Source organism: Seongchinamella unica, from assembly GCF_004354085.1.
Classification (GTDB): Bacteria; Pseudomonadota; Gammaproteobacteria; order Pseudomonadales; family Halieaceae; genus Halioglobus; species Halioglobus unicus.
In genome coordinates this window covers 230,640-255,361 of the sequence record NZ_SMSE01000001.1, presented here as the reverse complement: position 1 = coordinate 255,361, position 24,722 = coordinate 230,640, and the positions used below count along the sequence as shown (strand labels likewise).

The following is a 24,722-nucleotide window of genomic DNA, read 5'->3' as shown; positions in this document are numbered from 1 at the left end:
TAAGTGCGGGGAGTAATACAAGTAGTAGCATTCACAACATTTGGCCTCGTGTCCGGGTCGCAGGGCCTGGCAACCGGGGTCTCCCGTGATGATGGGTACGGGGGGCAAAAGGCCGGCTCATCGGGGTGAGGGCGTCCTGACTGGCATTTCCCAGATGAATAGCAAAAATCCTGTGTATTTATTTCAATTATGTTGGGGCCGGGTCTAATATGCCTGCACTGACTGGCTGACCCCGAGTCTCCCGGCTGTCCATAGTTCTCAACCTGTAGAGGTAACAACATGTCTACCTATCAAGACCATATCAGTGAAATCGCCCAACTGCGTGCCGATGCCGGTGCTCCCTGGGACGAGATCAACCCCGAATCCGCAGCGCGTATGCGCCTCCAGAACCAGTTCAAGACCGGCCTGGATATCGCTCGCTACACCGCCGCCATCATGCGCAAGGACATGGCCGAGTACGATGCCGACAGCTCCCAGTACACCCAGTCCCTTGGCTGCTGGCACGGCTTTATCGGCCAGCAGAAGCTGATCGCCATCAAGAAGCACTTTGGCGACACCAACAAGCGCTACCTGTACCTGTCCGGCTGGATGATTGCAGCCCTGCGTTCCGAGTTTGGTCCGCTGCCCGACCAGTCCATGCACGAGAAGACCTCCGTTCCCGGTCTGATCGAAGAGCTGTACACCTTCCTGCGCCAGGCTGACGCTCGCGAGCTGGGCGGCCTGTTCCGCGAACTCGACGCTGCCCGCAAAGCTGGCGACGAGGTGAAGGAAAAGGATATCCAGAACCAGATCGATAACCACCAGACTCACGTCGTGCCCATCATCGCCGACATCGACGCCGGCTTCGGTAACGCCGAAGCGACCTACCTGCTGGCCAAGAAGATGATTGAGGCCGGTGCCTGCGCCATCCAGCTGGAAAACCAGGTCTCTGACGAGAAGCAGTGTGGCCACCAGGACGGTAAGGTAACCGTTCCCCACGAGGACTTCCTGGCCAAGATCCGCGCTGTACGTTACGCCTTCCTTGAACTGGGTGTGGACGACGGTGTCATCGTTGCCCGTACCGACTCCCTGGGTGCTGGCCTGACCAAGCAGATTGCCGTGACCAACGAACCCGGCGACCTTGGCGACCAGTACAACAGCTTCCTCGACTGTGAGGAGGTTGCCCTGGAAGACATGAACAACGGCGACGTTGTCCTCAACCGCGACGGCAAGCTGCTGCGTCCCAAGCGCCTGCCTTCGAACCTGTTCCAGTTCCGCAAGGATACCGGTGAGGACCGCTGCGTACTGGACTGCATCACGTCCCTGCAGCACGGCGCTGACCTGCTGTGGATCGAAACCGAGAAGCCCCACGTTGGCCAGATCGGCGGCATGGTAAACCGCATCCGTGAAGTGGTGCCCAATGCCAAGCTGGTGTACAACAACAGCCCGTCCTTTAACTGGACTTTGAACTTCCGCCAGCAGGTATTCGATGCCTGGTCTGAAGAGGGCAAGGATGTGTCTGCCTACGATCGCGACAACCTGATGAGCGTGGATTACGACGAGTCTGAGCTGGCTGTTGAAGCGGACAACCGCATTCGCACCTTCCAGGCGGATGCAGCGCGTGAAGCGGGTATCTTCCACCACCTGATCACCCTGCCGACCTACCACACCGCGGCCCTGTCTACCGACAACCTGGCCAAGGAGTACTTTGGCGAGCAGGGTATGCTGGGCTACGTTGCCGGTGTGCAGCGCAAGGAGATTCGCCAGGGTATCGCCTGCGTCAAGCACCAGAACATGGCTGGCTCCGACATGGGTGACGACCACAAGGAATACTTTGCTGGTGACGCTGCCCTGAAGGCTGCCGGTGAAGACAACACCATGAACCAGTTCGGCTAAACGTCACGCTGGCAAAAAAGAAGAAGGGCGGGTTGTTAACCCGCCCTTTTTTTGTGCCCGGAGATTGCCGCTAAGTTCGCACGGATTTCACCTGCGGTTGGTCAGTGCAGGCTGGCCGGAACATGGCCAACAAGCGGAGACCTGCGGTGAAAATTCTGTTGCTGGAAGACAATGGCACCGTCTCCACTTGCCCCTCCGTCTGGATGACTGGGCTAGCTGTCCAGTCCACCCATCAGCATGTACTTGATCTCGACGTAGTCATCAATACCGTACTTTGATCCCTCGCGCCCGGAGCCGGATTCCTTGACCCCGCCGAAGGGTGCCATCTCGTTGGAAATAATGCCCTCGTTGATGCCGACGATGCCGTAATCGAGTTCCTCCGCAACCCGCCAGACCCGGCCAATGTCGCGGGTGTAGAAGTAGGAAGCCAGGCCGAACTCGGTGTCATTGGCCATGGCGATCACTTCTTCCTCGGTGGAGAAACGCACCACCGGTGAGACGGGGCCGAAAATCTCGTTGCGGAATACGGCCATGTCGGAGGTGACTTCGGTGAGCACCGTAGGCTGGTAGAAGCAGCCACCCAACTCATGGGCGCCGCCACCCACCGCCAGTTTGGCGCCCTGGCTGATGGAATCCTGCACCAGCTTGTCCACATCGGCAACCGCCTTGCTGTTCACCAGTGGCCCGATGACCACGCCGTCGTCGGTGCCGTTGCCGACGGTCAGGTCGGCGGTGGCCTTCACCAGTTTTTCCACGAATTCATCGTAGACACCGTCCTGGACGAACAGGCGATTGGAGCAGACGCAGGTCTGGCCAGCGTTGCGGTACTTGGAAATCATTGCGCCCTGGATTGCCGCGTCAATGTCGGCGTCATCGAACACGATGAACGGCGCATTGCCACCCAGTTCCATGGAGGTTTTCTTCATGGTGTCAGCGCAGGCGGCGGTGAGCATTTTGCCCACCGGCGTGGAGCCGGTGAAGGTGAGTTTGCGCACGGTCGGGTTGGACGTGAGCTCGCCGCCAATGTCGCTGGAGCTTCCGGCCACGACATTGATGACGCCTGCGGGCACACCGGCGCGTTCCGCCAGCTCCGCCATGGCCAGGGCCGACAGCGGCGTCTCAGAGGCGGGTTTGATCACAATGCTGCAGCCGGCGGCCAATGCCGGGGCGGCCTTTCTGGCGATCATCGCATTGGGGAAGTTCCACGGGGTGATGGCTGCCACCACGCCGACCGGCTGTTTGATACAGACGATGCGTTTGTCGGCGGAAGGTCCCGGGATCACATCGCCGTCGATGCGCTTGGCTTCTTCGCCAAACCACTCGATAAAGGCCGCGCCATAGGCGACTTCGCCCCGTGACTCGGCAAGCACCTTGCCCTGTTCGGCGGTCATGATCTGGGCCAGGTCTTCCTGGTTGGCCATCATCAGGTCAAACCATTTTCTCAGCACCTGGGCGCGGGCCTTGGCGGGCTGCCTTTTCCAGCTGCGCATGGCCTCGTCCGCAGCAGCCACCGCGCGTGCGGTCTCGGCGGCGCCCGCTTTGGCGACCTCGACAATCAGTTCCCCGTTGGCGGGATTGGTGACCGCAAAGGTAGCGCCATTGTCTGCGTCTACCCACTGGCCATTGATGTACGCCTGGCTTTTCAGCAGGCTGGGATCCGATAGCGAAAGAGACATTTTCTGATTCCTTAACATTGCACAGGTTGTTTAAATGAGCCAGGGATTATCGCGCTGGCTGGAACGTCAGGCCAGCAGTTTCTGACAGGGGGTATTGAGTGAATCGATTTGAAAACGCAGCGGTGGTGGTTACCGGGGGTGCCAGCGGAATCGGCGAGGCCACGGTGCGTGCACTGGTGAAAGAGGGCGCCGGCGTGGTGATCGCTGACCTGCAGCGAGAGCTGGGCGAGGCGCTGGCGACCGAATTGGGTGACAGGGCAGTTTTCTGCCAGACCGATGTGACCCGCGAGGTGGATATTGAATTGGCCGTCGCCACGGCGGTGAAGCGCTTTGGTTGCCTCAGTGGAATGGTGCACTGCGCGGGGGTAGTCGGTGCGGTGGGTTCCATCACCGACACCAGCGTTGAGGCCTACCAGCGCACCATGGACATTCACTGCAAGGGCGCCCTGCTGTGCGTCAAACATGCGGCGCGGGTCATGGGCGAAGGGTCGGCCATCGTCACCATTTCCAGTACCGCCGGCCTTCTGGGTGGCCAGGGCCCGCACGTGTACACCATGGCCAAGCATGCGGTGATCGGACTTACCCGCTCCGCGGCTTCCGAGTTGATGGCGCGCAAGATCCGGGTCAATGCGGTCGCCCCCGGCGGCACGGTTACGCCGCTGGTGAACCACCTCGCCGGTGTTGATGCCGATACCACTGCGGCGGTGCTTGCCGAACAGTCGCCACTGGGCATTGCCTGCATGCCAGAGGATATTGCCGCGGCCATTCTGTACCTGCTTGGTCCCGAGTCGCGCTATGTGACCGGGCATACGCTGACCGTCGATGCCGGCCTGACCACCGCCGGCTGGAACCCTCCGCCGTTTTTCAGCCAGGATGCCCAGTTGCTGTTGCATGCCGGGCAACGGGAAGACGCGGCCGCCGACTGAGGCCGGTTCAGGGCTTGCGGCGGTCGTCACGGCGGTATACTGGGTCGTCCTGACGGCCGCCGCGAAGACACTGGGGTGCCAGGTCAAAGTAGCTGTCGTTGCTGGGTTGAGTGCGACTCCAGTCGACAATTTCGCTGCGGTACGCGAGCTTCCACATCCCGTTCCGGCGTTCGTAGCGGTCGCGATAGCGCCCGGCGATAATCACATCCTCAAAGCCGGTTTCCGCCGGTACTTTGTGGTAGGCCTGGAAGTACACCTCGCCATAGGCCTGCTCACCGTCGAGCTCGATCAGTACGTTTCCGATCAGGTGCTGGTTGGCCACGTGCGCCTGCAGCGCCTGCATGCAGAAATCAATGAAGTCTGCCGGTGAACTGTCGAAAAAGCCGTACTCGCACCAGCCGTCTGCCCAGAACTGATCGCGCATCAGCAGCGGGTCATGCCGGTCCAGGCCACGCATATAGCGACAGCTCAGTTCGTAGATGTCCTGTTTGGCCAGCAGGGCCTCAATCGCTGCATTCATGCTGTATTTCCTCCCGCCAGAAAGGCGTGGAGCGGGTCCCGGTCATCATCGCGGCCCCTGGCCAGGTCGGCAAAGGCCTCGCTGTCACGGGCGTCTTCCAGCTTCCGGGTTCGGCTCCAGTCCATCACCACCTGGCGGTGGATGATGCCCCAGCGACCAGCGCGCTTTTGCAGACGATCCAGGTAGCGTCCCTCGAAGCACATTTCTGCCTGCCCCCCGGTAAACAGGTGGCCTGCCCGCACGTAGCTCTCGACCAGCGCCGTATCGCCCTGCAGTTCAACGAGGGTGTTGCCGATGCAGTGGCGGGTCAGTTCGTAGGCCTCCGCCAGTGCGGGACCAATGAGCTCGGCGAAGCTGTGGGCAGGGCCCTTGAAACTGCCGTAGTCCACCTCGGCCTCGGGCCAGTAGCAACGCTTGAGCAGCGGGGCGTCATTGCGGTCCAGGCCGCGACAATGCCGGAGCAGCACATCGATGATCGCCAGGCGATCGTCTACTTCTGCGGGCGATGGGCAGGGTACGGAAGGGTCAGTCATTGGCGGCTACCTGCGGCGGGCGGACTTGCATTGTCCTGCACCCGGCGTCCATAATTAAAAACAGTCGATCCTGATTGTATTGATGTGATGCCGTTCCGTCCAGCCACAGGCGAGCAGGAGACCCCTACAGCATGAACCAGAATAACCCAGCACCAGGTGCGGCCCGCGCCGGTGGAGCGACTGTCGCAGAGACGCTGGCCACCGATTCCCGGGAGGTCCCTGCGCCACTGCTGGACCAGAGTTACCAGTTCCTGGGTGACGACGATATCGACTGCAGTCGTTACATCTCGGCGGATTTCGCCCGCAAGGAGTTCGATCGTTTGTGGAATCGCTGCTGGCAGTGGGTGTGCCGGGAAGAGCACATTCCCGATGTGGGCGACAATTATGTCTACCAGATCGGCCCCTACTCGGTCATCGTGGTGCGCAGTTCGGCGGACGGTATCCGCGCGTTTATCAACAGCTGTCCTCACCGGGCCACGCGTATTCTGGGTGGCGAGGGGACGGGCTTTAGCAATGCATTTACCTGCCCGTTCCACGGCTGGTCTTTCAGTCTCGACGGCTGTTTGCAGGCGCTGCCCGCGCGCTGGGACTTTCCCCACGTCAGCGAGGAGACCCACAGCTTGCAGCCGGTGCAGTGCGAGACCTGGGGCGGCTTCGTATTTATCAACCTGGACACCCACGCCGGGCCGCTGGCCGACTACCTGGAGGTGCTGCCGGCGCATTTCAGTCACTTTCCGCTGGAGCGCAGACGTGTCCGCCTGCATGTGCAGAAAACTTTACCGGCCAACTGGAAGGCCGCCCAGGAGGCCTTTATGGAGGCCTACCACAACTTTGAAACCCACGATGGTCCCAATGGTGCCAATGCCCAGTACGACATTTTTGGCAAGTACGTCAGTCGCTTTATCCACAACATCGGCAATTACAGCGCGGAATCACTGGCGGACTATCCGGGGGATAAGTGGCGTGCGCCGCCACTCAGCGAAAATGAAATCCTGCAGATGTTGTCAGTGTTCGGGCTGGAACATGATGAGGTCCCCGCCGGTAAGACGGCGCGAGAGGTGGCGGCACAAGACCTGCGCCATAAACTGGGCGAGGCACTGGGGATCGATTTTTCGGCAACCAGCGACACGCTCATGCTGGACTCCATCGAATACCACCTGTTTCCGAATATGTTTTTCTTCCCTGGAATTACGGTGTCCATGGTATACCGCTTCCGTCCCAACGGGGAAGACGTCGACAGCAGCCTGTTCGATTTCCTGATTCTTGAACCCCTGGCGGAAGGCGCGCAACATCCGCAGCCACCGGAACCAGTCTGCCTGAGCGTGGAACAGTCCTACACCGAGGCCGAGGGTCTGGGCTGGTTGGGGCCGGTTTACGACGAGGACACGGGTAACCTGGCATTACAGCAGCAGGGCTTTAAAACCGCCCGCAAGCCCGGTATCACCCTGGGTAACTACCAGGAATCACGTATACGCCGGGTGCACATGACCCTGGATGAATTTCTCGAGGAGGCGGGTAATGAGTAACGACGAATTCGTCCAGGTGGCCAGTCTCGCCAACCTGCCGCAGGGGCGCTGCGCCGCTGTTGCTGTGGCGGACAGGGAAATATTGTTATGCCACACCGCCGACGGCGTATTCGCGCTGGATAACCTGTGTACCCACGGTGCCGCCCGCCTGTGTGAGGGCAAGCTCAAGGGCAACAGGGTACTGTGTCCGTTACACGGAGCGGCTTTCGACGTTCGCGACGGCAGCGCCCTCAGTCGACCGGCGGTCCGAGGACTGGCCAGTTACCGGGTTAAAGTCACTGGGGATGCCATCGCTATCGCAGTGACGGATTAGTGCCGGTAGCGCAGCCGCCATCGCTGGACCAGCCCCGTGGGACGTCGGCTCTCGGGCTAAAATGCGGCGTTATTTCATGCCGAGCACATCATGAATTTGTCGATGCATGTTTTGCACGCCCGGTTCATTGCGTCCCAGCAATACCTGGCGCTTTATGTCTGCGTCCAGGCCGCGCCTGATTTTGTCGACCAGGGTGTAGTCCTCGGTCACCGCCACATCGTTAATCATCTGGAAATAGGCCTCGTACTCGTCGCGCTGTTCCTCGCTGGCCGGCGCCTGCGGCAGGAACATGCTGTGGTACACCACCGAGCGGTCCGCAGCCAGCGGGTATACCCGCCAGGTCTGGAAATGGTCCTCCACCACGAAGATCACGGTGTTCGGAAAAATATAGTGAACATGGGAGGTGTAGGCCCGGGGTTGCCACTGGTCCTCGGGAAGCGATTCCAGCTCGGTAATCGACAGGGTGGCGGAACCCATAGCGTGATTGCGTCCGTACTGGTGATAGGTTCCCAGGTTGCTGTAGGCCATCTGCGCAATGGACTCGGCATGCAGGTGCTCAAAGTGATAAAACTCGTGGAAGGTGTCCATGTTCAGCTTCCAGCTGAAATCGGTGTACACCTGTTTGACGCCCAGGTAGTGGTGATCCTGCAGGCCGAAACCGGCCAGATGTTCATCGATACCCCCGAGCACCTCATCGATATCGAAATTCAGTTCCGGATTGGGCATAACGAAGATCAGCCCGTTTTTCTCCGCTACCTTAAGCGGGCGCAGGCCCAGTTTGTCCCGCTCCAGTCCGGGGAACCCCTCGCTGCCGAAGGGTACGCCAATCAGGCAGCCCTCCAGGTCGTAGCTCCAGCCATGATAGGGACAGCTGAACAGCCGGCCTTTTTTGGCCTTGCCGTGCTGGCATTCGTTCAGGGGTGCCCCGCGGTGCGAGCAGATATTGAGGAACGCGTTTAATGTACCCTCGGGTTGCCGTACCAGGAGGATAGGTACGCCGGTGTCGTCAAATGCGAAGTAATCGCCGGCCTCCGGCAGCAGGCAGCTGGGCCCGACAAACTGCGGGTAGTTGCGAAACAGCTGGCGCTTCTCGCGTTCGAACAGTGCGGGGTCTGTGTACTCCTGCACGTCGATCGCCATGACCTCCCTGGCGAGCGCGGTAGACTTGCGGGCGATGAGCGCGAGCAGGGCTTTTACTTCGGCGATCTGCCTGTCCCTATGCATGGGAAGCGGTCTCCCTGTGGCGAACGGCGCTAAAGGCCGAGGACCATTTTGGCAATGATATTGCGCTGTACTTCCTGCGAACCGCCAAAGATGGAGGCCGCGCGATTATTGAGGTAGCGCGGCAGTACGGCAGATATGGGGTCGGGGCGATAGGGGCTGCCGCCTGCCACCGGGTCCAGCTCAAGGCCGCGGTAACCGAGTATGTCCAGCGACAGCTGGTTGATTTCCTGCTCCAGTCGGGTGGTGTTGAGCTTGAGCAGCGAGGACTCCGGTCCGGGGTTGCCACCGCCGCTGACCGCCGACAGAATCCGCAGTTCGGTAATCTCCAGCGCCTTGAGGTCAATCTCGATGCGGGCGATCTTGCGCTGCAGGTCACCGGTGCTATCGAAATTATGCACCGCTTCGCGGGTCTCGCCGTAGAGCGCCTGCAAGCGAGCCAGTTCATGTTGCACCAGCGGACCGGAGAAGCCGCCGCCGCGCTCAAATTCCAGCAGGTACTTGGCGTAGGTCCAGCCCTTGTTCTCCTCGCCGATGCGATTGCTCTGGGGCACGCGCACGTTGTCGAAGAATACCTGGTTGACCTCGTGGTCACCGGCCATGGTAATGATGGGCTCAACGGTCACGCCGGGACTGTCCATGTCGATAAGCAGGAAGCTGATGCCCTGTTGCGGCCTGCCGCTGTTGTCGGTGCGCACCAGGCAGAAAATATGGTCCGCCATGTGGGCGTGGGTTGTCCAGATCTTGGAGCCGTTGACGATATAGTCATCGCCATCCGCTTCTGCTTTCAGTTTCAGGCTGGCCAGGTCTGATCCCGCACCGGGTTCGCTGTAACCCTGGCACCAGTACTGCTCGCCGGAGAGAATCTTCGGCAGAATCTCGCGCTTCTGCTGCTCGGAACCGAAAGCCATGATGACCGGCGCCAGCATCAGCAGACCCAGGGGAATCAGCATGGGCGCCCCGGCCAGATAGCACTCCCGGCTGAAGATGTATTTCTGTGCCGGTGTCCATTCGGTGCCGCCGTGCTCGGTGGGCCACTGGGGCACTGCCCAGCCTTTCTGTACGAGGATAGACTGCCATTGCAGCGCCAACTCCTTTTCGACGAACACACTGGCATTGCGCGCCGTGGTCTCGACGATTTCCTCGCTGAGGTTATCGGCAAGGAATTGCCGGACTTCCTGCTGGAACGCCAGTTCCTGATCTGAAAACTTGAGATCCATCGATGACAGCCCCGGCGGTGGTTTACAGCTGGACGCGCTTGGTGAACCCGCCGTCCGCCACCAGGTTGACGCCGGTGATCAGGCTGGCCGCCGGGCTGGCGATGAACGCCACGGCGTTGGCCACTTCCTCGGCGCTGCCAAAGCGGCCGGAGGGGATATCTGCCAGCGTGGCATCGTACAGTTCGGTCATATTGTCCTTGATAAATTCCCAGGCGCCGCCTTCGATGTAAATGGGGCCCGGGGATACGCAGTTTACGCGGATACCCGCAGGTGCCAGTGCCTGGCTCAGTTGCTTGGCATGAATGACCAGCGCCCCCTTGATAGCGTTATAGGGTTGTGGCCCCATGAAGGTTTCCACGCCCGCGGTGGAGGAGATGATGACGATAGAGGCTGCGGAAGACTTCTCCAGGAAGGGCATGGCCGCCTCTATGCCGCGGGTGGTGCCCAGCAGGTCGATGTTGAAATTGGCCTCCCAGCCTTCCTCACCCATGTTACCGCCGCCGGCGCTGACGTTGGGCACGAAAATATCGATACCCCCCAGTGCTTCACCGGCGCTGGTAATCCATTCCTGGTAGGCCGCCTTGTCAGCCACGTCTACCACGGCGCCGGTGACCTTGACGCCCCTGGCACTCAGGTCGGCAACGGCGCCGTCTACTTCTGCCTGGTTGCGCGCACAAATAGCCAGGTTGACGCCTTCGTCAGCCAGCAGGTTGGCGATGGCGCGGCCGATGCCGCGGGTTGAACCAGTGATTACGGCATTCTTGCCAGCGAGTCCGAGATCCATGTCTGTCTCCTGAAGCGGGGGATAGTGGGTAAGCCAGACGGAATTGCGCGGTGGGTGTGCCGCTGCGAACGCCGTTCTGAGGGTTAAATTTGCGTCCATTGGCAAAGTAGCAAACAACCCTGAAAAAAACAATCAGATTTGACTGTTTATTTTCTATTCGCTAATGTGAGCCAGTCTTGCCGGTGTTCTGGCCGGAGCAGACACCGCGAATAAGACTCATAGCCACCCCAGTGGCACTGGAGAAAACCATGGCCAAATGCCCCGCCGATTTCGACTTCTTTTCACCTGAGGTTATCGAGTCACCGTTCGAGTTTTATGAGGTCATTCGCCGCGAGGCACCGGTTTATCACCTGCCGGGCACCGAGATATACATGGTCTCTCGCTGGGAAGATATCCGCCAGATCAACCGCGATACGGCGACGTTCTCCAACGATTTCCAGGAGCTGCTGAAGGGGCCAGAGCCCTCGCCAGAGGCCGCCGAAATTTATGCGTCCGGATACGCCCAGCCGCCCACGCTGCTAACCCTGGACCCGCCCCAGCACAAGGTGTATCGCTCGCTGATCAACAAGGTGTTTTCCGCCAAGCGGGTAGAGGGCATGCGTGATTACATCGAGCAGGTGGTGGATGAGTTGATCGACGAGTTTATTGACAGCGGCGAGTGTGAGTTCGTGCGTGACTTTGCCACCCCGCTGCCGGTGTATGTGATTGCAGACCAGCTGGGCGTGCCGCGCAAGGACCTGCGGCGTATCAAGGCCTGGTCTGATGCCTTTGCTTCCCGCCTGGGCGGCATGGCCTCGGCGGAGGAAGAAGTAGAGAATGCCCGGCTGATTGTCGAATACCAGAACTATATGGCAGGCATCATCGCCGACCGCCGGGAAAACCCGCAGGACGATATGATCTCCGACCTCGCCAACAACCTGATCAAACCCCCGGAAGGGGAGCGCCTGATGACCGTGGAGGAACTGCTCAGCATGATCGAGCAATTGCTGGTGGCCGGCAACGAGACCACGACCTCGGCCACCACCGGCGGCCTTTTGTCGCTGATCCAGCTGTCTGACCAGTTGCAGGCGCTGTTGGACGACCCGGCCATGATTGCCAATGCCGTTGAGGAAATCCTGCGCCTTGAATCACCCTCCGCCGGTTTGTGGCGGGTGGTGACCCGCGACGTTGAACTGCGCGGAGTGGCTATTCCCAAAGGTTCCCTGCTGATGCTGCGCTATGCGGCGGCCAATCGCGATGAACAGGTGTTCGACAATCCGGAAGTCATGGATGTTTGCCGGCACAACGCCGATGACCATATCGCCTTCGGCTATGGCACGCACTTCTGCCCGGGGGCCTTTCTCGGGCGCAAGGAAATGCAGGTCGCCTACGAACGCATTCTGGCGCGGATGACCAATATCCGTCTGGCGGAGGGCAAAAACGACCTGACGCATTGGCCTAACATGGTATTGCGCGGCCTGAAGGAACTGCATATTACCTTCGAGCCTCGGGCGGCGCAGGCTGCACCCGCTGCGATGGAGGCCTGATCGCTTGTCCCGGTCGTTGCAGGACTACAACTTCTTTTCCGAGGAAGTCCTGGAGTGCCCCTTTGACTTCTACCGGCTGGCCAGGGAAGAGGCGCCGGTGTACCTGCTACCGGGTAGCAACATCTACCTGGTGACCCGGCATGCGGATATCCGTGCCATGCTCAAGGATACGGAAACTTTTTCCAGTAATTTCGCCCACCTGCTGTCCGGCGCCGGCGAGACCGAGGAGGTGAGGGCGCTCTATGAGGGCACCGTCGAACCGGCCGATACCCTGCTGACCCTGGACCCGCCCCGGCACCGGGTATATCGCAGCCTGGTGAACAAGGTGTTTTCCGCCAGGCGGGTGCAGCAGATGCACGACTATATTGAGCAAATCGTCGACGAGTTAATCGATGGTTTTATTGATGATGGCGAGTGCGAGTTCATTGCCGCCTTTGCCTCGCCACTGCCGCTGATGGTGATCGCCGATCAGCTGGGGATCGACAGGGAGTTGCTGCCGCGATTCAAAGTGTGGTCTGACTCGCTGGCGGCGCGCCTCGGTGGCATGGTCTCCCCGGAGCAGGCAAAAGACATTGCGTTGGCGGTGCGGGAATTCCAGCAGTACATACTGGGGGTGATTGACGCCCGTCGCCGGGAACCCAGGGATGACATGATTTCAGACCTCGCCACCGCCGAGATCGATGATGGCCGGAGTTTGAGCGATGCCGAGCTTATCAGCATCGTCCAGCAATTCCTGGTGGCCGGCAACGAGACCACCACCAGTTCACTGGCCGGCGGAATGCTGTCGCTGATCCGGAACCCGCAGCAGATGTGTCTGTTGCGGGAAGGCCCTTTGCATATGGCAAACGCGGTGGAAGAGATTCTGCGCATGGAAACGCCCAGCGCCGGTTTGTGGCGAGCGGTGACCCGCGACGTGGAATTTAATGGCACCCTGATCCCCGCGGGTGCCATGGTCATGTTGCGCTACGCGGCGGCCAACCGCGACGAGCGGGTGTTTGACGATGCGGAACGCTTTGATATCTGTCGGCACAATGCCGATGATCACATCGCCTTTGGCCAGGGAACGCATTTCTGTCCCGGCGCCATGCTGGCGCGCAAGGAAATGATCGTGGGCCTGGGTAAACTGCTGGAGCGACTGGACAACATTCAGCTTGCCGAGGGCAAAAATGACCTGAGCCACTGGCCCAACATGGTGCTGCGTGGCCTTAAGTCGCTACACATCACCTTTGACAAGCGCCCGCGGCGGGCAACCCGGACACTGGAGAACGAGGCATCATGAAGGCAGCTGTATTCAAGGAAGTAGGCAAGCCACTGGCGGTGGAGTCCATTGCCGACCCAGCCCCAGCGGCCGACAACCTGGTGGTCAAGGTCGCTTACTGCGGCGTGTGTGGCACCGACCTGCACGCCACCCGCGAGGGCCTGACCACCGCCTGCTGCGGCCAGGTGCTGGGTCACGAATACGTGGGTGAAATTGTCGAAGTGGGCAAGGAGGCTGAAGGTGACTGGGCAGTCGGTGACCGGGTGTGCGCGCTGCCGTTTATCGCCTGCGGCAAGTGTTTGCCCTGCGCCCAGGGTCACTTCTTCGAGTGCCAGAACAAGAAAACTTCAGGGGTAGACGCCCCCGGCGGCTTTGCCGAGTACGTGGCTACCGGCGCCAGGGAGACCCTGCGTTTACCCGATAACCTGGAACTGCAAACCGCGTCCCTGGTAGAGCCGCTGGCGGTGGGGATTCACGCTGTGCGGATAGCGGAGGTGAAGGCCGGAAGTCGTGTGCTGGTGATTGGCGCGGGACCTATTGGCCTAACGGTTGCCCTCTGGGCGCGTTTTTTTGGCGCCCGGGATGTAGTGGTCAGCGAACTCGCCAGCAGTCGCTCCGCGCTGGCGAAAAAGATGGGCGCAACCAGCGTGATTCAGCCCGACCCGGCGGCGGGCGCTGAGCAACTCCTCGAGCAGTACATCGCTGAAACCGGCGGGCCGCCCGACGTTATTTTTGAGTGCGTGGGTGCGCCGGGACTGTTGCAGCAATGCATTGAAGTTGCACCGCAAAGAGGCAAAATCATTCCGGTGGGAGTGTGTGAAAAGCCCGACGCCATCATGCCGTTTTTCGGTCTGGTGAAGGAGTTGCAAATCCAGTTTGCCATTGCTTATACCAAGGATGATTTCGAAACCTGTCTGGCGATGCTGGCGGAGGGACGTATTGAGGTCTCGCCGATGATTACCGATATCGTCAGCCTCGATGACCTGCCGGATGCTTTCGAGGCCCTGCGAACCCCCAGCCACCAGTGCAAGGTGCTGACCCGGTTCTGCTAGGCGCTGCACGTGTGAGCAAGCGTTGATACCACAGTGCTGGGAGAGGAGGGCGGCCAGAAGCCGCCCCTGCTTCAGCACCTAGTCGTCAGCGCCGAAGTAATCAACGCCCACCACCTGTTTCCAGCGGCGGGCAAAGTCCTGGCCCTGAAGGCGATTCATTTCGATCCACTCATCGTCGGTTACGCTGTGTCGGCCAGCCACATCTTCGATAGCATCCTGGCCGACCAGGTAGCGGAAATGCGGCGCCTCTGATTCGATGGCATGAGTCACCGCATCGGCCACATCCTGGGTGGAGGCGGGGTTTTTCATGGTATAGGTTGCCCAGGCGGCGAGCCGGGCGAGGCTGTTACCGTAACTGGTGTCTTCCGGGGGCGGGGAGCCCTTCTCCCATGCGGGGGTCGGCACGGAACCCGGTTCTATCAGAGCCACCCGTACATTGAACTCGGCCATTTCAAAGGCCAGGGCCTCGCTCAGGCCTTCCAGCGCCCACTTCGCTGCCGAGTAGTGGCCGTGGCAGCCAAACACCATCCGTCCCGCCAGTGAACTCATGTTGATGATCCGGCCGGCCCGCTGTTTGCGCATAATCGGGGTAACCGCCAGCAGCATCCGGGTAACCCCGAAGTAGTTGGTCTCGAATACGCCCCGGACTTCCTCCAACGGGGTTTCCTCCACTGCGCGGCCGCCGCCCACACCGGCGTTATTGACCAGTACGTCGATACGGCCGGCCTGCGCCATGATCTGTTGTACGGCACTGTCTACGGAGCCCTGGTCGGTGACATCGAGCTGGATCAATTCTACCGGGTTGCCCTGGGCGTCGATTCGTTCCTTCAGTTCGTGGGCGGTGTCCGGGCTGCGCACGCCGGCAAAGACCTGGTGTCCCTTGCTGGCCAGGTGCAGGGACGTGGTCTGGCCGATACCGGTGCTGGCGCCGGTGACTAGAATGACGGACATAGATACTCCTTGTTAGTTAGCTTTGATAATGTCGATGCCTGTTGCGCCCTGGCGGTCTTTGAATTCCAGGCGGTAGTCGCAGCTGACACAGCGTCGCATGCCTTCACGCATGCTGGCATTCTGTGCCTCGAGCTGTTGTAAGCTTTGTTCCAGTTGCCGGATGCGCCGCTCCTGTTGCAATAATCGCCGCCGGGGTGAGAACAGGTCTCGCAATGACAGCATTAATCGGTGGCCCAGCTCATTCTTACCGTGCAGGATGTCTCGGGTAGATGGGGGTCAAACTCCATCTTGAGCCCGCCACCTTCGCCGTTGAATAGTGCTTCGAAAGGGCCCTTGCAGATATTCAGGCAGCCTTCTTCCGGCAGCGCGTTCGGGTTCGGGAGATCTTGCTGGGGGCCGCAGCGATGCCAGGCGCAGTCGGGGATCTCCATAACCGTAAGCCCGTTGGAGGGATCGAACGCGGTAATTGTTGCCGGCCCGGTCAGCCAGTGCGCCGGATTGAACGTTTCAAACAGGAAAGTGCTCCAGCGGCCGGGCTTTTGTGGGCGACCGTCGGAAGTCTTGCGGGTCTTTTTGCCCTTATTTTTCTCGGACATTGAATTCATCATCTTCAGGAAGTCAGCGGAGGTCTCGTAGGACAGGGCCACAGAAGTGCCGATGACGATTTCTTCGTACTGCTTCTGGCTGTAGTGCTTGCGCAATTCCAGCAGTGCCCACTCGGCCTCGCGGACAAAATTGCCGTAGCGCTTGCGCCACTTTTCCCGCGGTGACTCAAAGCGCCTGACGATTTCCCGCCGCGCCTTTATCGCTGCATAGTCCCGGTCTACCTGTTCCTTGTCGCCGGACAGGCGCAGTATGGGGACGAAGGTGTGGCTGATGATGGGCATGGCTTTTTTCATCAGCATGGCGTTGGACATCCACATATCTATCCACGCCTGGGGCCCCCAGTTGTAGTACCAGCCACTGCGTTTAACCGGGGCAACGCGACCGGTACCCCTGTCGCTGCTGATAATCTGCTCGTCGCTCATTGGGTCTCTCCGGGCTGCGCGGTTCGCTGCCTTCAGTGGAAAAGTATAGCTCGCCCGCTTCGTGCTAGTGGAAGTAGCGCAGGGTGACGCCGTAATAGGCGCCGGGTGCAACCGCACCGGTGTAGCCGCCGATGGTGGGCGTATCCAGGCCCCAGGAATAATATTCCTCGTCCAGCAGGTTGCGGCCCCAGACCGACACCTCCCAGTCCCGGGACAGGTTGCTCAGCGACAGCCGCAGGTTGACCAGGTTCACGGCGTCGTTTTTCAGGTGTTCGTCCAGGTCCTGGTCCAGGTAAAACTCGTCGATATAGCTGTGCTCCAGGCGAGCCGTTGCCGCAAGCGTGCTGCCCACGTCGCGGTAATATTGCAGGAATGAACTGATGTTCCACTCCGGCGCATTGTCAAGTCGGTGTCCGGCAAGGTCCTGGGTGCAGACGGCGCTGGTGCTTGGAGAGCCAGACTGGGCACCCTCGATGACATAGTACTGCTGGAAGGCCTGGGTCACGGTGCACTGGCCATTGTCAAAAGAGTCGTATTCCGCCTTGTTGTAGCCGATGGCGCTGCCCAGCGTCATATTAGACACCGGCAGGAAGATCAGTTCCAGCTCACTGCCGTAGCTTTGCAGATCACCTGCGTTGGTCACACGCACGGACGCGCCGTCAAAACTCTGCGACTGGAAGTCGTCGTAGTTAACCAGGAACAGGGTGCCGTTGAACCGCAGGCGGCGATTGGCGAACGTTGTTTTCCAGCCCAGTTCATAACTGGTGGCGATTTCCTCGTCGAACTCCCCGGCTTCTCCCTGCACCAGGCGCCGCTGGTCGAAGCCGCCTGATTTAAAGCCGCGGCTGACTGACGCATAGCCCATGACATCCGGGTTGAAGAAATAACGGACATTGAGGGATGGCGAAACCGCGGAATCGGAACGGCTGTTATCGTAATGTGTATCGGGACCCGCCACCGGGGGAATATCCAGGAAGGATTCGGGGTCGGTGATTTGCGATCCGGACCGTTCCTTACGTTCGTAGGTATAGCGCAGGCCGAGGGTGGCGCTCAATGCCTCGGTCATGTTCCACACCACCTGGCCAAAGGCGGCGTAGCTGGTGGTCTTGTAGTTGTTGGTGTCGGTGTTGAGGGTGCCATCGGGGAAGAACACCCCCATGGTCAGGTCGGTGTTGGGAATGACAAAGATGCTGTCAACCAGCAGCTCGCCCTGTTCGAAAGTGCCCACCGAATCCATGTCCGACACATAGGCGTAGAGCCCACCCTGGTAATCGAACGTCTCACCGCCTCCGGAGGTGATGCGCAGTTCGGACGAGAACTGGTCCAGGTCGATATCGGTGGTGCCTATCACCGCGTCATAGGCGGTAAAATCACCATCATAGGCGCTGTCCGACTGGTAAAAGCGCCAGGCGTTGATGAAGGTAATCGTGCTGTCGTTGGCGAGGTCGCGGTTCCATTCCAGTGCTGCGCCGCCGATGTCTACCTTGTTGTAAACCGGGGCGTCAAACCAGTAGTCGTCATCGAAGGAATCAGCGGCCGGAGGTGAAAATCCGGCCCCGTCCTCCAGGGTCTTGTACTGGAGGATGTAACGTCCGGCGGCATTCATGCCCAGCTCCTGTTGCAGCTGCGCCGTCGGGATTGCCGTGGTGGGTGAGTTGAGCGTGGACAGGCCCTCGTAGCCGATCGTGGCCAAAGCACAGCAGTCCGTGTCTTCTTTGGTGTAATCCAGGGTCAGGATAAACTGACCGAAACCCTCGGTGCTGCTGTCACCCTCGAGGTCGAACAGCACCCTGGCGCGGCCGCCGTACTTGTTGACGTCGTTGGTGCCCCTGCCGGTGAAGGTGTTTTTGTAGAGGTGGTCACCGTTCGCTGCAAACGCCGACATCCGCAACGCGTGAGGACTGTCGCCCAGCGGCAGGTTGAGCATGCCGCGCAGTTCGCCTTTATCGTTGCTGTCGTAAGTGACTTCAGCAAAAGCTTCAAACTCACCGCCGGGCTGTTTGCTGATCACGCTGATGGCGCCCGCGGCGGTGTTCTTGCCGTACAGGGTCCCCTGGGGGCCGCGCAGGACTTCCACCCGCTCGATATCGACAAGGTCGCCAATGCTCATCCCGGCGCGACCCTGGTAGATGCCGTCGATGAACACGCCCACGCTGGGGTCTATGCCTGCATTGGTACCCATGGAGCCGATACCGCGGATACGGATGGAAGTGGCGTTGGAATCGGTGCCTCCGGGCGTGATCTTGAGGTTGGGGGTGTATTCTTCCAGGGCTGCCAGGCCGTTGACCCCGGTATTCTGAAGAAAGTCAGTGGAGAAAGCGGACACGGACATGGCCACTTCCTGCAGGCTCTCCACCCGACGGCTGGCGGTGACCAGGATTTCCTCCAGGGCCAGGTGTTCCTGGGCCTTGACGGGCGAACTGCTCAGCGGGGTGACGAGCGCTGCGCTCACCAGTGCGGGGATGGCTTTATTCATAAAGCAGTACCAGGGTTTAAATTATGGTTATTAATGGCAAAGACCTTAGCAAATGCCTTTTTTAAAAACAAACAGAATTGACTGATTTTAATGGCGCGGGTATGTTGGCGTACCTGTCATAAGAACACAGCGAGATCCTCATGGCCCAGGCAATGCCCGCAGACAACCCCTTCCTCAACTTTCCCTGGGGGCCCATCCAGATGGAGTGCGAGGCACAGGACCTCGTCATTGAGGGGGAAGTCCCCAAGGACCTTCATGGCACACTTTACCGTGCAGGACCCAACCAGCGTTTCAGGCCGAGGGGCGACTACCACCTGTTTGCAGGTGACGGCATGGTGCACGCCTTCCATATCGCCGAGGGCAGGGTGGACTACATCAACCGCTGGGTCCGCACCGCCAAGTTCAATATCGAGGACATGGAGGGCAGGGCGGTTATCAATGCCATGAACCCCTTCGACTGTGACCCGGATTACGCCGAGTTCACGCTTGCCGACAAGGAGGGCCTGGCCAATACCGCGGCGGTATGGCACGGCGGCAGGATGCTGGTCATGGAGGAGGGGCACAGGCCCTACGAGATCGATCCGCTGACGCTTGATTCCATTGGCAGTTGGACATTCCGCGGCAAGCTGCACACGGCCATGACTGCCCACCCGAAAATTGACCCTGCCACCGGTGAAATGGTGTTCTTCGCCTATATGGCCACCGGGCCGTTTTCAGAAGATGTCATGGTGCACAAGGTCAATGCGGATGGTGTACTGACCCAGAGTATTCATATTCCCACCCCTTACTCGGCGATGGTTCACGATTTCGTGATCACCGAGAATTATATCGTCATCCCGATATTCCCCATTACCGGCAGCCTGGAACGGGCCATGGAGGGCGGGCCTCCCTTCGCCTGGGAACCCAGCAAAGGGGTTCACGTTGGCGTGCTGCCGCGCAATGCCGACAGTGCCGAGGGTATTCGCTGGCTGGAAATGGACAACTGCTTTGTTTTCCACTTTATGAACGCCTTTGATCAGGACGGGGTAATTACCGTGGACGCCGCGCAGTTCACCCGGGCGCCCCTGTTCCCGACCCTGGAGGGTGAAACTACCGGCGAGGTGAGCAGTCAGTTGTGCCGCTGGACCATTGATTTGAGCAACCCGGACGCCCGGGTTGAGTCCACGCCGCTGGATGACTTCGAGCTGGAATTCCCCCAAATCGATTTGCGCTATGCCGGCCGGCCCTATCGTCACGGCTGGTATACCACCACCGACGGGCAGTTGAAGAGTGACATGGAGGTTAACCAGAACCTCTACAACACCATTGGTTATTGGGATCACCAGAGCAATGAAGCACTGACCTATTCCTGTGGCAGGAGCATGGTGTCTGAGGCTTTGTTCGTCCCGCGCAGCGACGACGCCTCCGAGGGCGACGGTTACTTGCTGGCGGTGACCATCGATTTCGATACCCGACTGAGCAGCCTGCTGATCTTCAACGCCCTTGATATCACCGCCGGGCCGATAGCCCGGGCGAACCTGTCCCACCGGGTGCCGCCGGGCTTTCACGGCACCTGGCGTCCGGCGCAATAATTATAGCCGCGAGCGGCGGCAAGGCCGGTGGCGTCGCGCTCTGTTCCGCAGGCGCCCTTGGCAGTAACAGGGCGCTGGCTATGGGGTCAGGACCCGGCCATCATGCGTTTGATAAACGCATAGCGGCTGCTGAACACGTTATTGTACTTGGGCAGGTCGTCCTCCACGTCGGCGGTGCGCGTGCCATAGAACACATGCATGTCGGCTGGTGGTAAGTCCCCGGCGTTGACACAGTTTCTCGCCGCCAGGAATGCGAACGCCTTGTCGCCTTTACCCATTTTGGAAAGAATGGGCTTGTCGCATGCCGGGCAGCGCCCGCGGTCGACCGCGCCAAAGCGTTTGAACCGGCTGTAGGTGATCTCCTGGCCTTCAGGCCAGTCCACATCACTGAGCTTGAACAGGGATACATCCACGTAGGGCGCCTGGTACTGCTGCTGGCAGATAGTGCAGTGGCAGTAAAACCTGAGAATCGGTTCGCCGTGAATCTGGTAGCGGGTAGTGCCGCAGGGACACTGGCAGGAATAGCTCATGTTTCTCTCCGTGTTTCTGGTTATGGTTCTGCCTGCGGCTGGTGGGAGCCGGGGCGCACGACGGTCGCTTCCCCTTCGAGCAGAATGCCTCTCTCGGCGTGCTCCAGCCAGATGCTGCACTCGATCAGCTGGAGGTCGCCAGTGTTGTCGACAGCGGTGACCTCGCCCCTGGCGATTACCGTTTCGCCGTCCAGCACCACCTGTGGAAAGCGGGTGACCATTTTGCGAATACAGCCAGGGCCAGCCCAGGCATGCAGCATGTTGACCATGTAGCCCAGCCCCAGCGGCCCCTGATTGATGGTTCGCCGGCCCAGGCCCAGGGGTAGGGCCGCCACTGCGTCCCTGTCCCAGTGCAGTGGATTGGGGTCGCGCAGCAGCGCTGCCATGGTGCGCATACGTTCAGCGCTGACCTCGGGCATGACCCACTCGGGAATGCGATCGCCGACCGCTACCGTCACAACGTATTCCTCGTGTAATGCCAGGTGACCACCGAGCGGGCGACGGGTTCGCCGGAGGCCAGGCTCACCGCAAAGCAAAACTGGATACGGTCGTATTCCCGGTCCTGTTCCTGGATGCGCTCGGCGGAATGAATCTTTCCCTCTACCCGGTAGTCGGTTTCCTCGCGCAGGGGCTGGAAGAATTCCCAGTCGTAGCTCTCAATCATGATAGAGAGGTCTGACTCCGCCTGACCAAGCGCAAACATCTCGGCAATGCTGGTGCCACTGCCGGCAATGGGCAGGTGAAACAGGGCGCTGGGGTGGGCGATGCCGTCGGGCAGCAAATCGGCACCGGTGCAACCGCTGAGCAAAACGTTTTCCCAGTGGGCAATGCGATACGTGCCGCCGGGAAATCGGTGTCCGGCGAGCGCCTCGATATCGGCTGCGGCGGGCACCGGGTGGCGAGCCATGACTACCGCCCTTCCGGCGAGAATGGCACAGCGGCCTGCCGCCAGCGTCGCCCAGCCGGCGCGCCATTCTCCCCCGGGCGGCGTTGGCAGCCATTGCAACAGGCCGGGGGTGTTTGCTCTGCGGTCATTGTCCAGATGTCCGCTTACCAGCCATTGATGTGAATGGCCGGGTCCAGCGGCAGCCGCGGTGCGGGCTGGAACTGGGTTCCCCGGGTGTAGGCAATGGGGATTAGCGCCACCTGAGAGTAGCCGGCAGGAATCTGCAGCAGCGCGGCCACCTCCTGTTCGTGTTTCAGGTGCAGGGTTGTCCAGCAGGTGCCGAGGCCGCGTTCGCGCGCCGCCAGCATAAAGCTCCATACGGCGGGGATTACCGAGCCGTACATGCCGGCGATGATCCCCGGCGGCAGTTCGGGGTTGTCAGGCCTGCCGCTCATGCAGGGAATAAGCATGGCCGGCACTCTTCCCATATTGGCCGCCAGGTATTGGGCGGACCCGAGTACCCTCTGCTGCACCCGGGCCATTTCCGGGTCTTCAGTGTGCAGTAAGGTGGGTTGGGCAGGCCCTGTTTCGTACTCGGCGAAAGCCTGTTGATAGTAGCCGGCGATGGTCTTGATTTTCTCACTGTCGGTCAGCAGCACAAAATGCCATCCCTGGGCGTTGGAGCCGGAAGGCGCCTGCTGGGCGATTTCCAGGCATTCGCGCAGTACCTCCATTTCCACTGGTCGGTCCAGGTCCAGCCGCTTGCGCACGGCGCGGGTTGTGGTCAGCACTTCGTCTGCACTCAGGTTCAGCTTTACCATGGGCCTTGCTCCCGGTTGGTGGCTGTGCACAGGGTACCCGATTCTTTAATAAAACAGTAGTGACTGATTGTTTTATAGGAGGGCGATTGTTAGCATTAGGCCTGTGCTGACTGCCGGAGCCAAGAGTGAACTTTTCCCTCTCTGAAGAACAATTACTGCTGCGCGAGAGCGTGGAGAAATACGTTGCCGATCACGGCGGTGTCGATCGCCACCGGCGACTGAGCAGGACGCAAACGGGTTATGACGCACAGTGCTGGCAAACCTTTGCTGAACTGGGTTGGCTGGCGTTGCCTTTTGCGGAAGCGAGCGGTGGTCTTGGTGGCAGCGTGACCGACCTGATGGTGTTCAGTGAAGCCCTGGGCAAGGGCCTGGTGCGGGAACCCTACCTGCACTGTGTGGTGACCTGTGGCGGCATCCTGAGCCAGGCCGGCAGCGACGCGCAACAGGAGCAATGGATGCCGGGTTTGCTCCATGGTGATAGCCAGTGGGCGTTTGCCCCGGCCGAAGCCGCCAGCGGTTTCGACCTGGAATCGGTCACCACCCGGGCGGTGACAGAAGGGGACGGTTATCGGGTATCCGGCAGCAAGACCACGGTCTTCAACGGCCATGTGGCGGACAACTTTATCGTTACCGCGCGCCTGGATTCGGACGAACTGGGGCTGTTGGTGGTCCCGGCTGACTCGCCGGGCCTTGGCAGGCGGCCCTTTACCGCCGTCGATGGCAGCCGGGGCGCGGCGCTGTTGCTGGAGAACGTGGCCGTGCCGGCAGGCAATGTACTGGGGCAGCCGGGGCAGTCAGTCGCCGTTCTTGAGCAGGTGCTGAACCGCGCAATTGTCGCCCTGGGGGCGGAGTCGCTGGGGGCGATGCAGGTGCTGCTGGATACTACGGTAGCGTATTGCAAAACCCGCGAACAGTTTGGCCAGCCCATCGGTAAGTTCCAGGCCCTGCAGCATCGCATGGCCGACATGTACCTGAAGCTGGAAGAGACCCGCTCGCTGCTCTACAACGCGGCGATTCTGCTGGACGAAGGGAATGAGAGCGCGCCCGCCGCCTGCGCGGCGCTGAAGGTGAAGCTGGGCGAGGCGGGGCGGTTTATCGCTCATGAATCCGTGCAACTGCACGGCGGCATAGGCATGACCGATGAGCTTATTGTCAGTCACCTGTTCAAGCGTTTGCTGTTGCTGGCCAAGCTATACGGCGACGGGGACTACCACCTGCAGCGCTACATCCAGCTGCAGGCAGCCTGAGGTGTCAGGAGGAGTGACGGCCAATAGCGCCGGTTGAGCCTTCCTCGAAAATCTCTTCCAGGCGGTCGGCCAGGTAGTCCAGCAGGCGGTTTACCCGTGCTTCGCGGTTGGTGACCAGCTGCCCCACGGCCATCCCTTCCATCATGAACTTGGTCACATCCATGGCCAGCAGGAAACGGTCGCCCGTGCCCTGCCACTCCTTGAACAACTCCGCATTTGACTCCTGCACATGCTTGTCGAACTTGGCGCTGGAGGTTTCCAGGATGTCCTTCAGCTCGGCATCGGTGCGGCCGGCAACGCACAGCTCATGGTAGGCGGTGAACAGGTCACCGGTGAGGTGCTGCCAGTAGGCATCGATGCCGGCGCGGCGGAATTTGCTGCCCTTCAGCCGGGGTGAAATGCTCTTGACCCGCTCGGTGTAGTCCTCCAGCAGTCTGTCGTGGAGGTATTCCACCGCGGCCTGTATCAGTTCGGTCTTGGAGGGGAAGTGGTGCAGCATGGCCCCGCGGGAGACGCCGGCAACGCTCGCCACCTTGGCGGTAGTGACGTTGGTGTAACCCAGCTCGATAAAGCAATTGATGGCCGCATCGAGAATGCGGTCGCGGGTCATGGCGCTCTTCTGTGCCTGCCAGCTGATGTCCTGGTCTTGTTGCCTTGATTTGTCGTTGCCGCTGGCCATTGCCGCTCCACTTTTAATGTAAACCGGATCGCCGGTTTAAAACAGGACCACTCAAGGCAGGATTGTAACTGAATCCCTGCTCCGGCTGTAGCTATTTGGCTGC

At 60.3% G+C, this 24,722-nt stretch carries 24 protein-coding genes; 9 read left to right on the top strand and 15 right to left on the bottom strand.

Annotated features, from left to right (window positions below; all coding sequences use genetic code 11):
* Nucleotides 1–279 precede the first annotated feature (279 nt).
* On the top strand, nt 280–1,875 hold the full coding sequence (locus E2F43_RS01150) for an isocitrate lyase (RefSeq protein ID WP_133209045.1): 1,596 nt from the start codon (nt 280–282) through the stop codon (nt 1,873–1,875).
* A 212-nt stretch (nt 1,876–2,087) separates the two neighbouring features.
* On the opposite strand, the gene E2F43_RS01145 is transcribed toward E2F43_RS01150, so the two are convergent.
* Nucleotides 2,088–3,551 carry an NAD-dependent succinate-semialdehyde dehydrogenase gene (locus E2F43_RS01145; RefSeq protein WP_133209044.1) on the bottom strand — a complete coding sequence of 488 codons (1,464 nt, stop codon included), beginning with the start codon at nt 3,549–3,551 and terminating at the stop codon, nt 2,088–2,090.
* A gap of 98 nt (nt 3,552–3,649) precedes the next feature.
* On the opposite strand from E2F43_RS01145, the gene E2F43_RS01140 reads away from it, so the two are divergent.
* Nucleotides 3,650–4,477 carry an SDR family oxidoreductase gene (locus tag E2F43_RS01140; RefSeq protein ID WP_238946683.1) on the top strand — a complete coding sequence of 276 codons (828 nt, stop codon included), beginning with the start codon at nt 3,650–3,652 and terminating at the stop codon, nt 4,475–4,477.
* A gap of 7 nt (nt 4,478–4,484) precedes the next feature.
* Here E2F43_RS01140 and E2F43_RS01135 read toward each other — a convergent pair whose 3' ends face one another.
* The gene (locus tag E2F43_RS01135) at nt 4,485–4,997 is read right to left on the bottom strand and encodes a nuclear transport factor 2 family protein (protein WP_133209043.1); all 513 of its coding nucleotides are present in this window, start codon (nt 4,995–4,997) and stop codon (nt 4,485–4,487) included.
* A complete protein-coding gene (locus tag E2F43_RS01130) occupies nt 4,994–5,530 on the bottom strand; it encodes a nuclear transport factor 2 family protein (RefSeq protein WP_133209042.1) in 537 nt (178 codons plus the stop codon). The genes E2F43_RS01135 and E2F43_RS01130 overlap by 4 nt, the downstream gene beginning before the upstream one ends.
* Before the next feature lie 131 nt (nt 5,531–5,661).
* Here E2F43_RS01130 and E2F43_RS01125 point away from each other — a divergent pair, with 131 nt between their 5' ends.
* Nucleotides 5,662–7,056, top strand: a complete 1,395-nt coding sequence (locus tag E2F43_RS01125; protein ID WP_133209041.1) for an aromatic ring-hydroxylating oxygenase subunit alpha — start codon at nt 5,662–5,664, stop codon at nt 7,054–7,056.
* Entirely contained in the window at nt 7,049–7,369 is a 321-nt protein-coding gene (locus E2F43_RS01120) for a Rieske (2Fe-2S) protein (protein ID WP_133209040.1), read from the top strand. The genes E2F43_RS01125 and E2F43_RS01120 overlap by 8 nt, the downstream gene beginning before the upstream one ends.
* A gap of 69 nt (nt 7,370–7,438) precedes the next feature.
* Here the strand turns inward: E2F43_RS01120 and E2F43_RS01115 are convergent, their stop codons facing one another.
* Genes E2F43_RS01115 through E2F43_RS01105 form a run of 3 tightly spaced genes read right to left on the bottom strand, consistent with a single transcriptional unit; the run spans nt 7,439 to nt 10,594 of the window.
* Nucleotides 7,439–8,593 carry an aromatic ring-hydroxylating oxygenase subunit alpha gene (locus E2F43_RS01115; protein WP_133209039.1) on the bottom strand — a complete coding sequence of 385 codons (1,155 nt, stop codon included), beginning with the start codon at nt 8,591–8,593 and terminating at the stop codon, nt 7,439–7,441.
* A 29-nt stretch (nt 8,594–8,622) separates the two neighbouring features.
* The gene (locus tag E2F43_RS01110; protein WP_133209038.1) at nt 8,623–9,810 is read right to left on the bottom strand and encodes an acyl-CoA dehydrogenase family protein; all 1,188 of its coding nucleotides are present in this window, start codon (nt 9,808–9,810) and stop codon (nt 8,623–8,625) included.
* A 22-nt stretch (nt 9,811–9,832) separates the two neighbouring features.
* A complete protein-coding gene (locus E2F43_RS01105) occupies nt 9,833–10,594 on the bottom strand; it encodes an SDR family NAD(P)-dependent oxidoreductase (RefSeq protein ID WP_133209037.1) in 762 nt (253 codons plus the stop codon).
* A 248-nt stretch (nt 10,595–10,842) separates the two neighbouring features.
* Here E2F43_RS01105 and E2F43_RS01100 point away from each other — a divergent pair, with 248 nt between their 5' ends.
* Genes E2F43_RS01100 through E2F43_RS01090 form a run of 3 tightly spaced genes read left to right on the top strand, consistent with a single transcriptional unit; the run spans nt 10,843 to nt 14,430 of the window.
* The gene (locus E2F43_RS01100; protein ID WP_238946682.1) at nt 10,843–12,120 is read left to right on the top strand and encodes a cytochrome P450; all 1,278 of its coding nucleotides are present in this window, start codon (nt 10,843–10,845) and stop codon (nt 12,118–12,120) included.
* Between the two features lie 4 nt (nt 12,121–12,124).
* Complete coding sequence (locus E2F43_RS01095) at nt 12,125–13,399, top strand: cytochrome P450 (protein ID WP_238946681.1); 1,275 nt, start codon at nt 12,125–12,127, stop codon at nt 13,397–13,399.
* Nucleotides 13,396–14,430 (top strand): zinc-binding dehydrogenase, encoded by a 1,035-nt coding sequence (locus tag E2F43_RS01090; protein ID WP_133209035.1) that lies wholly within the window; start codon nt 13,396–13,398, stop codon nt 14,428–14,430. The genes E2F43_RS01095 and E2F43_RS01090 overlap by 4 nt, the downstream gene beginning before the upstream one ends.
* Nucleotides 14,431–14,508: 78 nt before the next feature.
* Here E2F43_RS01090 and E2F43_RS01085 read toward each other — a convergent pair whose 3' ends face one another.
* The 4 genes from E2F43_RS01085 to E2F43_RS01070 form a co-directional block, all read right to left on the bottom strand.
* A complete protein-coding gene (locus E2F43_RS01085; protein WP_133209034.1) occupies nt 14,509–15,381 on the bottom strand; it encodes an SDR family oxidoreductase in 873 nt (290 codons plus the stop codon).
* Nucleotides 15,382–15,393: 12 nt separating this feature from the next.
* Nucleotides 15,394–15,603, bottom strand: a complete 210-nt coding sequence (locus E2F43_RS01080; RefSeq protein ID WP_133209033.1) for a hypothetical protein — start codon at nt 15,601–15,603, stop codon at nt 15,394–15,396.
* The gene (locus E2F43_RS01075; protein ID WP_133209032.1) at nt 15,603–16,409 is read right to left on the bottom strand and encodes a hypothetical protein; all 807 of its coding nucleotides are present in this window, start codon (nt 16,407–16,409) and stop codon (nt 15,603–15,605) included. Before E2F43_RS01075 ends, E2F43_RS01080 begins: the two co-directional genes overlap by 1 nt.
* Before the next feature lie 64 nt (nt 16,410–16,473).
* Entirely contained in the window at nt 16,474–18,885 is a 2,412-nt protein-coding gene (locus E2F43_RS01070) for a TonB-dependent receptor (protein WP_133209031.1), read from the bottom strand.
* A gap of 140 nt (nt 18,886–19,025) precedes the next feature.
* Between E2F43_RS01070 and E2F43_RS01065 the strand changes: the two genes are divergently transcribed.
* On the top strand, nt 19,026–20,456 hold the full coding sequence (locus E2F43_RS01065) for a carotenoid oxygenase family protein (RefSeq protein ID WP_133209030.1): 1,431 nt from the start codon (nt 19,026–19,028) through the stop codon (nt 20,454–20,456).
* 86 nt (nt 20,457–20,542) lie between these two features.
* On the opposite strand, the gene E2F43_RS01060 is transcribed toward E2F43_RS01065, so the two are convergent.
* The 4 genes from E2F43_RS01060 to E2F43_RS01045 are packed head-to-tail and all read right to left on the bottom strand — an operon-like array spanning nt 20,543 to nt 22,693.
* Entirely contained in the window at nt 20,543–20,986 is a 444-nt protein-coding gene (locus E2F43_RS01060; protein ID WP_133209029.1) for a GFA family protein, read from the bottom strand.
* A 20-nt stretch (nt 20,987–21,006) separates the two neighbouring features.
* Complete coding sequence (locus tag E2F43_RS01055; protein WP_133209028.1) at nt 21,007–21,444, bottom strand: MaoC family dehydratase; 438 nt, start codon at nt 21,442–21,444, stop codon at nt 21,007–21,009.
* Nucleotides 21,441–21,992: a hypothetical protein gene (locus tag E2F43_RS01050; RefSeq protein WP_133209027.1), complete on the bottom strand. Its 552-nt coding sequence runs from the start codon at nt 21,990–21,992 to the stop codon at nt 21,441–21,443. Before E2F43_RS01050 ends, E2F43_RS01055 begins: the two co-directional genes overlap by 4 nt.
* Before the next feature lie 44 nt (nt 21,993–22,036).
* Nucleotides 22,037–22,693 (bottom strand): nitroreductase family protein, encoded by a 657-nt coding sequence (locus E2F43_RS01045; RefSeq protein ID WP_133209026.1) that lies wholly within the window; start codon nt 22,691–22,693, stop codon nt 22,037–22,039.
* A gap of 125 nt (nt 22,694–22,818) precedes the next feature.
* Between E2F43_RS01045 and E2F43_RS01040 the strand changes: the two genes are divergently transcribed.
* Entirely contained in the window at nt 22,819–23,940 is a 1,122-nt protein-coding gene (locus E2F43_RS01040) for an acyl-CoA dehydrogenase family protein (RefSeq protein WP_133209025.1), read from the top strand.
* A gap of 4 nt (nt 23,941–23,944) precedes the next feature.
* On the opposite strand, the gene E2F43_RS01035 is transcribed toward E2F43_RS01040, so the two are convergent.
* Nucleotides 23,945–24,619 carry a TetR/AcrR family transcriptional regulator gene (locus E2F43_RS01035; RefSeq protein ID WP_133209024.1) on the bottom strand — a complete coding sequence of 225 codons (675 nt, stop codon included), beginning with the start codon at nt 24,617–24,619 and terminating at the stop codon, nt 23,945–23,947.
* Nucleotides 24,620–24,722: the final 103 nt, after the last annotated feature.

Coding starts and splice junctions, on each gene's coding strand:
- E2F43_RS01150 (WP_133209045.1), top strand. CDS start 280: ATGTCTACCTATCAAGACCATATCAGTGAAATCGCCCAACTGCGTGCC.
- E2F43_RS01145 (WP_133209044.1), bottom strand. CDS start 3,551: ATGTCTCTTTCGCTATCGGATCCCAGCCTGCTGAAAAGCCAGGCGTAC.
- E2F43_RS01135 (WP_133209043.1), bottom strand. CDS start 4,997: ATGAATGCAGCGATTGAGGCCCTGCTGGCCAAACAGGACATCTACGAA.
- E2F43_RS01130 (WP_133209042.1), bottom strand. CDS start 5,530: ATGACTGACCCTTCCGTACCCTGCCCATCGCCCGCAGAAGTAGACGAT.
- E2F43_RS01125 (WP_133209041.1), top strand. CDS start 5,662: ATGAACCAGAATAACCCAGCACCAGGTGCGGCCCGCGCCGGTGGAGCG.
- E2F43_RS01120 (WP_133209040.1), top strand. CDS start 7,049: ATGAGTAACGACGAATTCGTCCAGGTGGCCAGTCTCGCCAACCTGCCG.
- E2F43_RS01115 (WP_133209039.1), bottom strand. CDS start 8,593: ATGCATAGGGACAGGCAGATCGCCGAAGTAAAAGCCCTGCTCGCGCTC.
- E2F43_RS01110 (WP_133209038.1), bottom strand. CDS start 9,810: ATGGATCTCAAGTTTTCAGATCAGGAACTGGCGTTCCAGCAGGAAGTC.
- E2F43_RS01105 (WP_133209037.1), bottom strand. CDS start 10,594: ATGGATCTCGGACTCGCTGGCAAGAATGCCGTAATCACTGGTTCAACC.
- E2F43_RS01100 (WP_238946682.1), top strand. CDS start 10,843: ATGGCCAAATGCCCCGCCGATTTCGACTTCTTTTCACCTGAGGTTATC.
- E2F43_RS01090 (WP_133209035.1), top strand. CDS start 13,396: ATGAAGGCAGCTGTATTCAAGGAAGTAGGCAAGCCACTGGCGGTGGAG.
- E2F43_RS01085 (WP_133209034.1), bottom strand. CDS start 15,381: ATGTCCGTCATTCTAGTCACCGGCGCCAGCACCGGTATCGGCCAGACC.
- E2F43_RS01080 (WP_133209033.1), bottom strand. CDS start 15,603: ATGCTGTCATTGCGAGACCTGTTCTCACCCCGGCGGCGATTATTGCAA.
- E2F43_RS01075 (WP_133209032.1), bottom strand. CDS start 16,409: ATGAGCGACGAGCAGATTATCAGCAGCGACAGGGGTACCGGTCGCGTT.
- E2F43_RS01070 (WP_133209031.1), bottom strand. CDS start 18,885: ATGAATAAAGCCATCCCCGCACTGGTGAGCGCAGCGCTCGTCACCCCG.
- E2F43_RS01065 (WP_133209030.1), top strand. CDS start 19,026: ATGGCCCAGGCAATGCCCGCAGACAACCCCTTCCTCAACTTTCCCTGG.
- E2F43_RS01060 (WP_133209029.1), bottom strand. CDS start 20,986: ATGAGCTATTCCTGCCAGTGTCCCTGCGGCACTACCCGCTACCAGATT.
- E2F43_RS01045 (WP_133209026.1), bottom strand. CDS start 22,693: ATGGTAAAGCTGAACCTGAGTGCAGACGAAGTGCTGACCACAACCCGC.
- E2F43_RS01035 (WP_133209024.1), bottom strand. CDS start 24,619: ATGGCCAGCGGCAACGACAAATCAAGGCAACAAGACCAGGACATCAGC.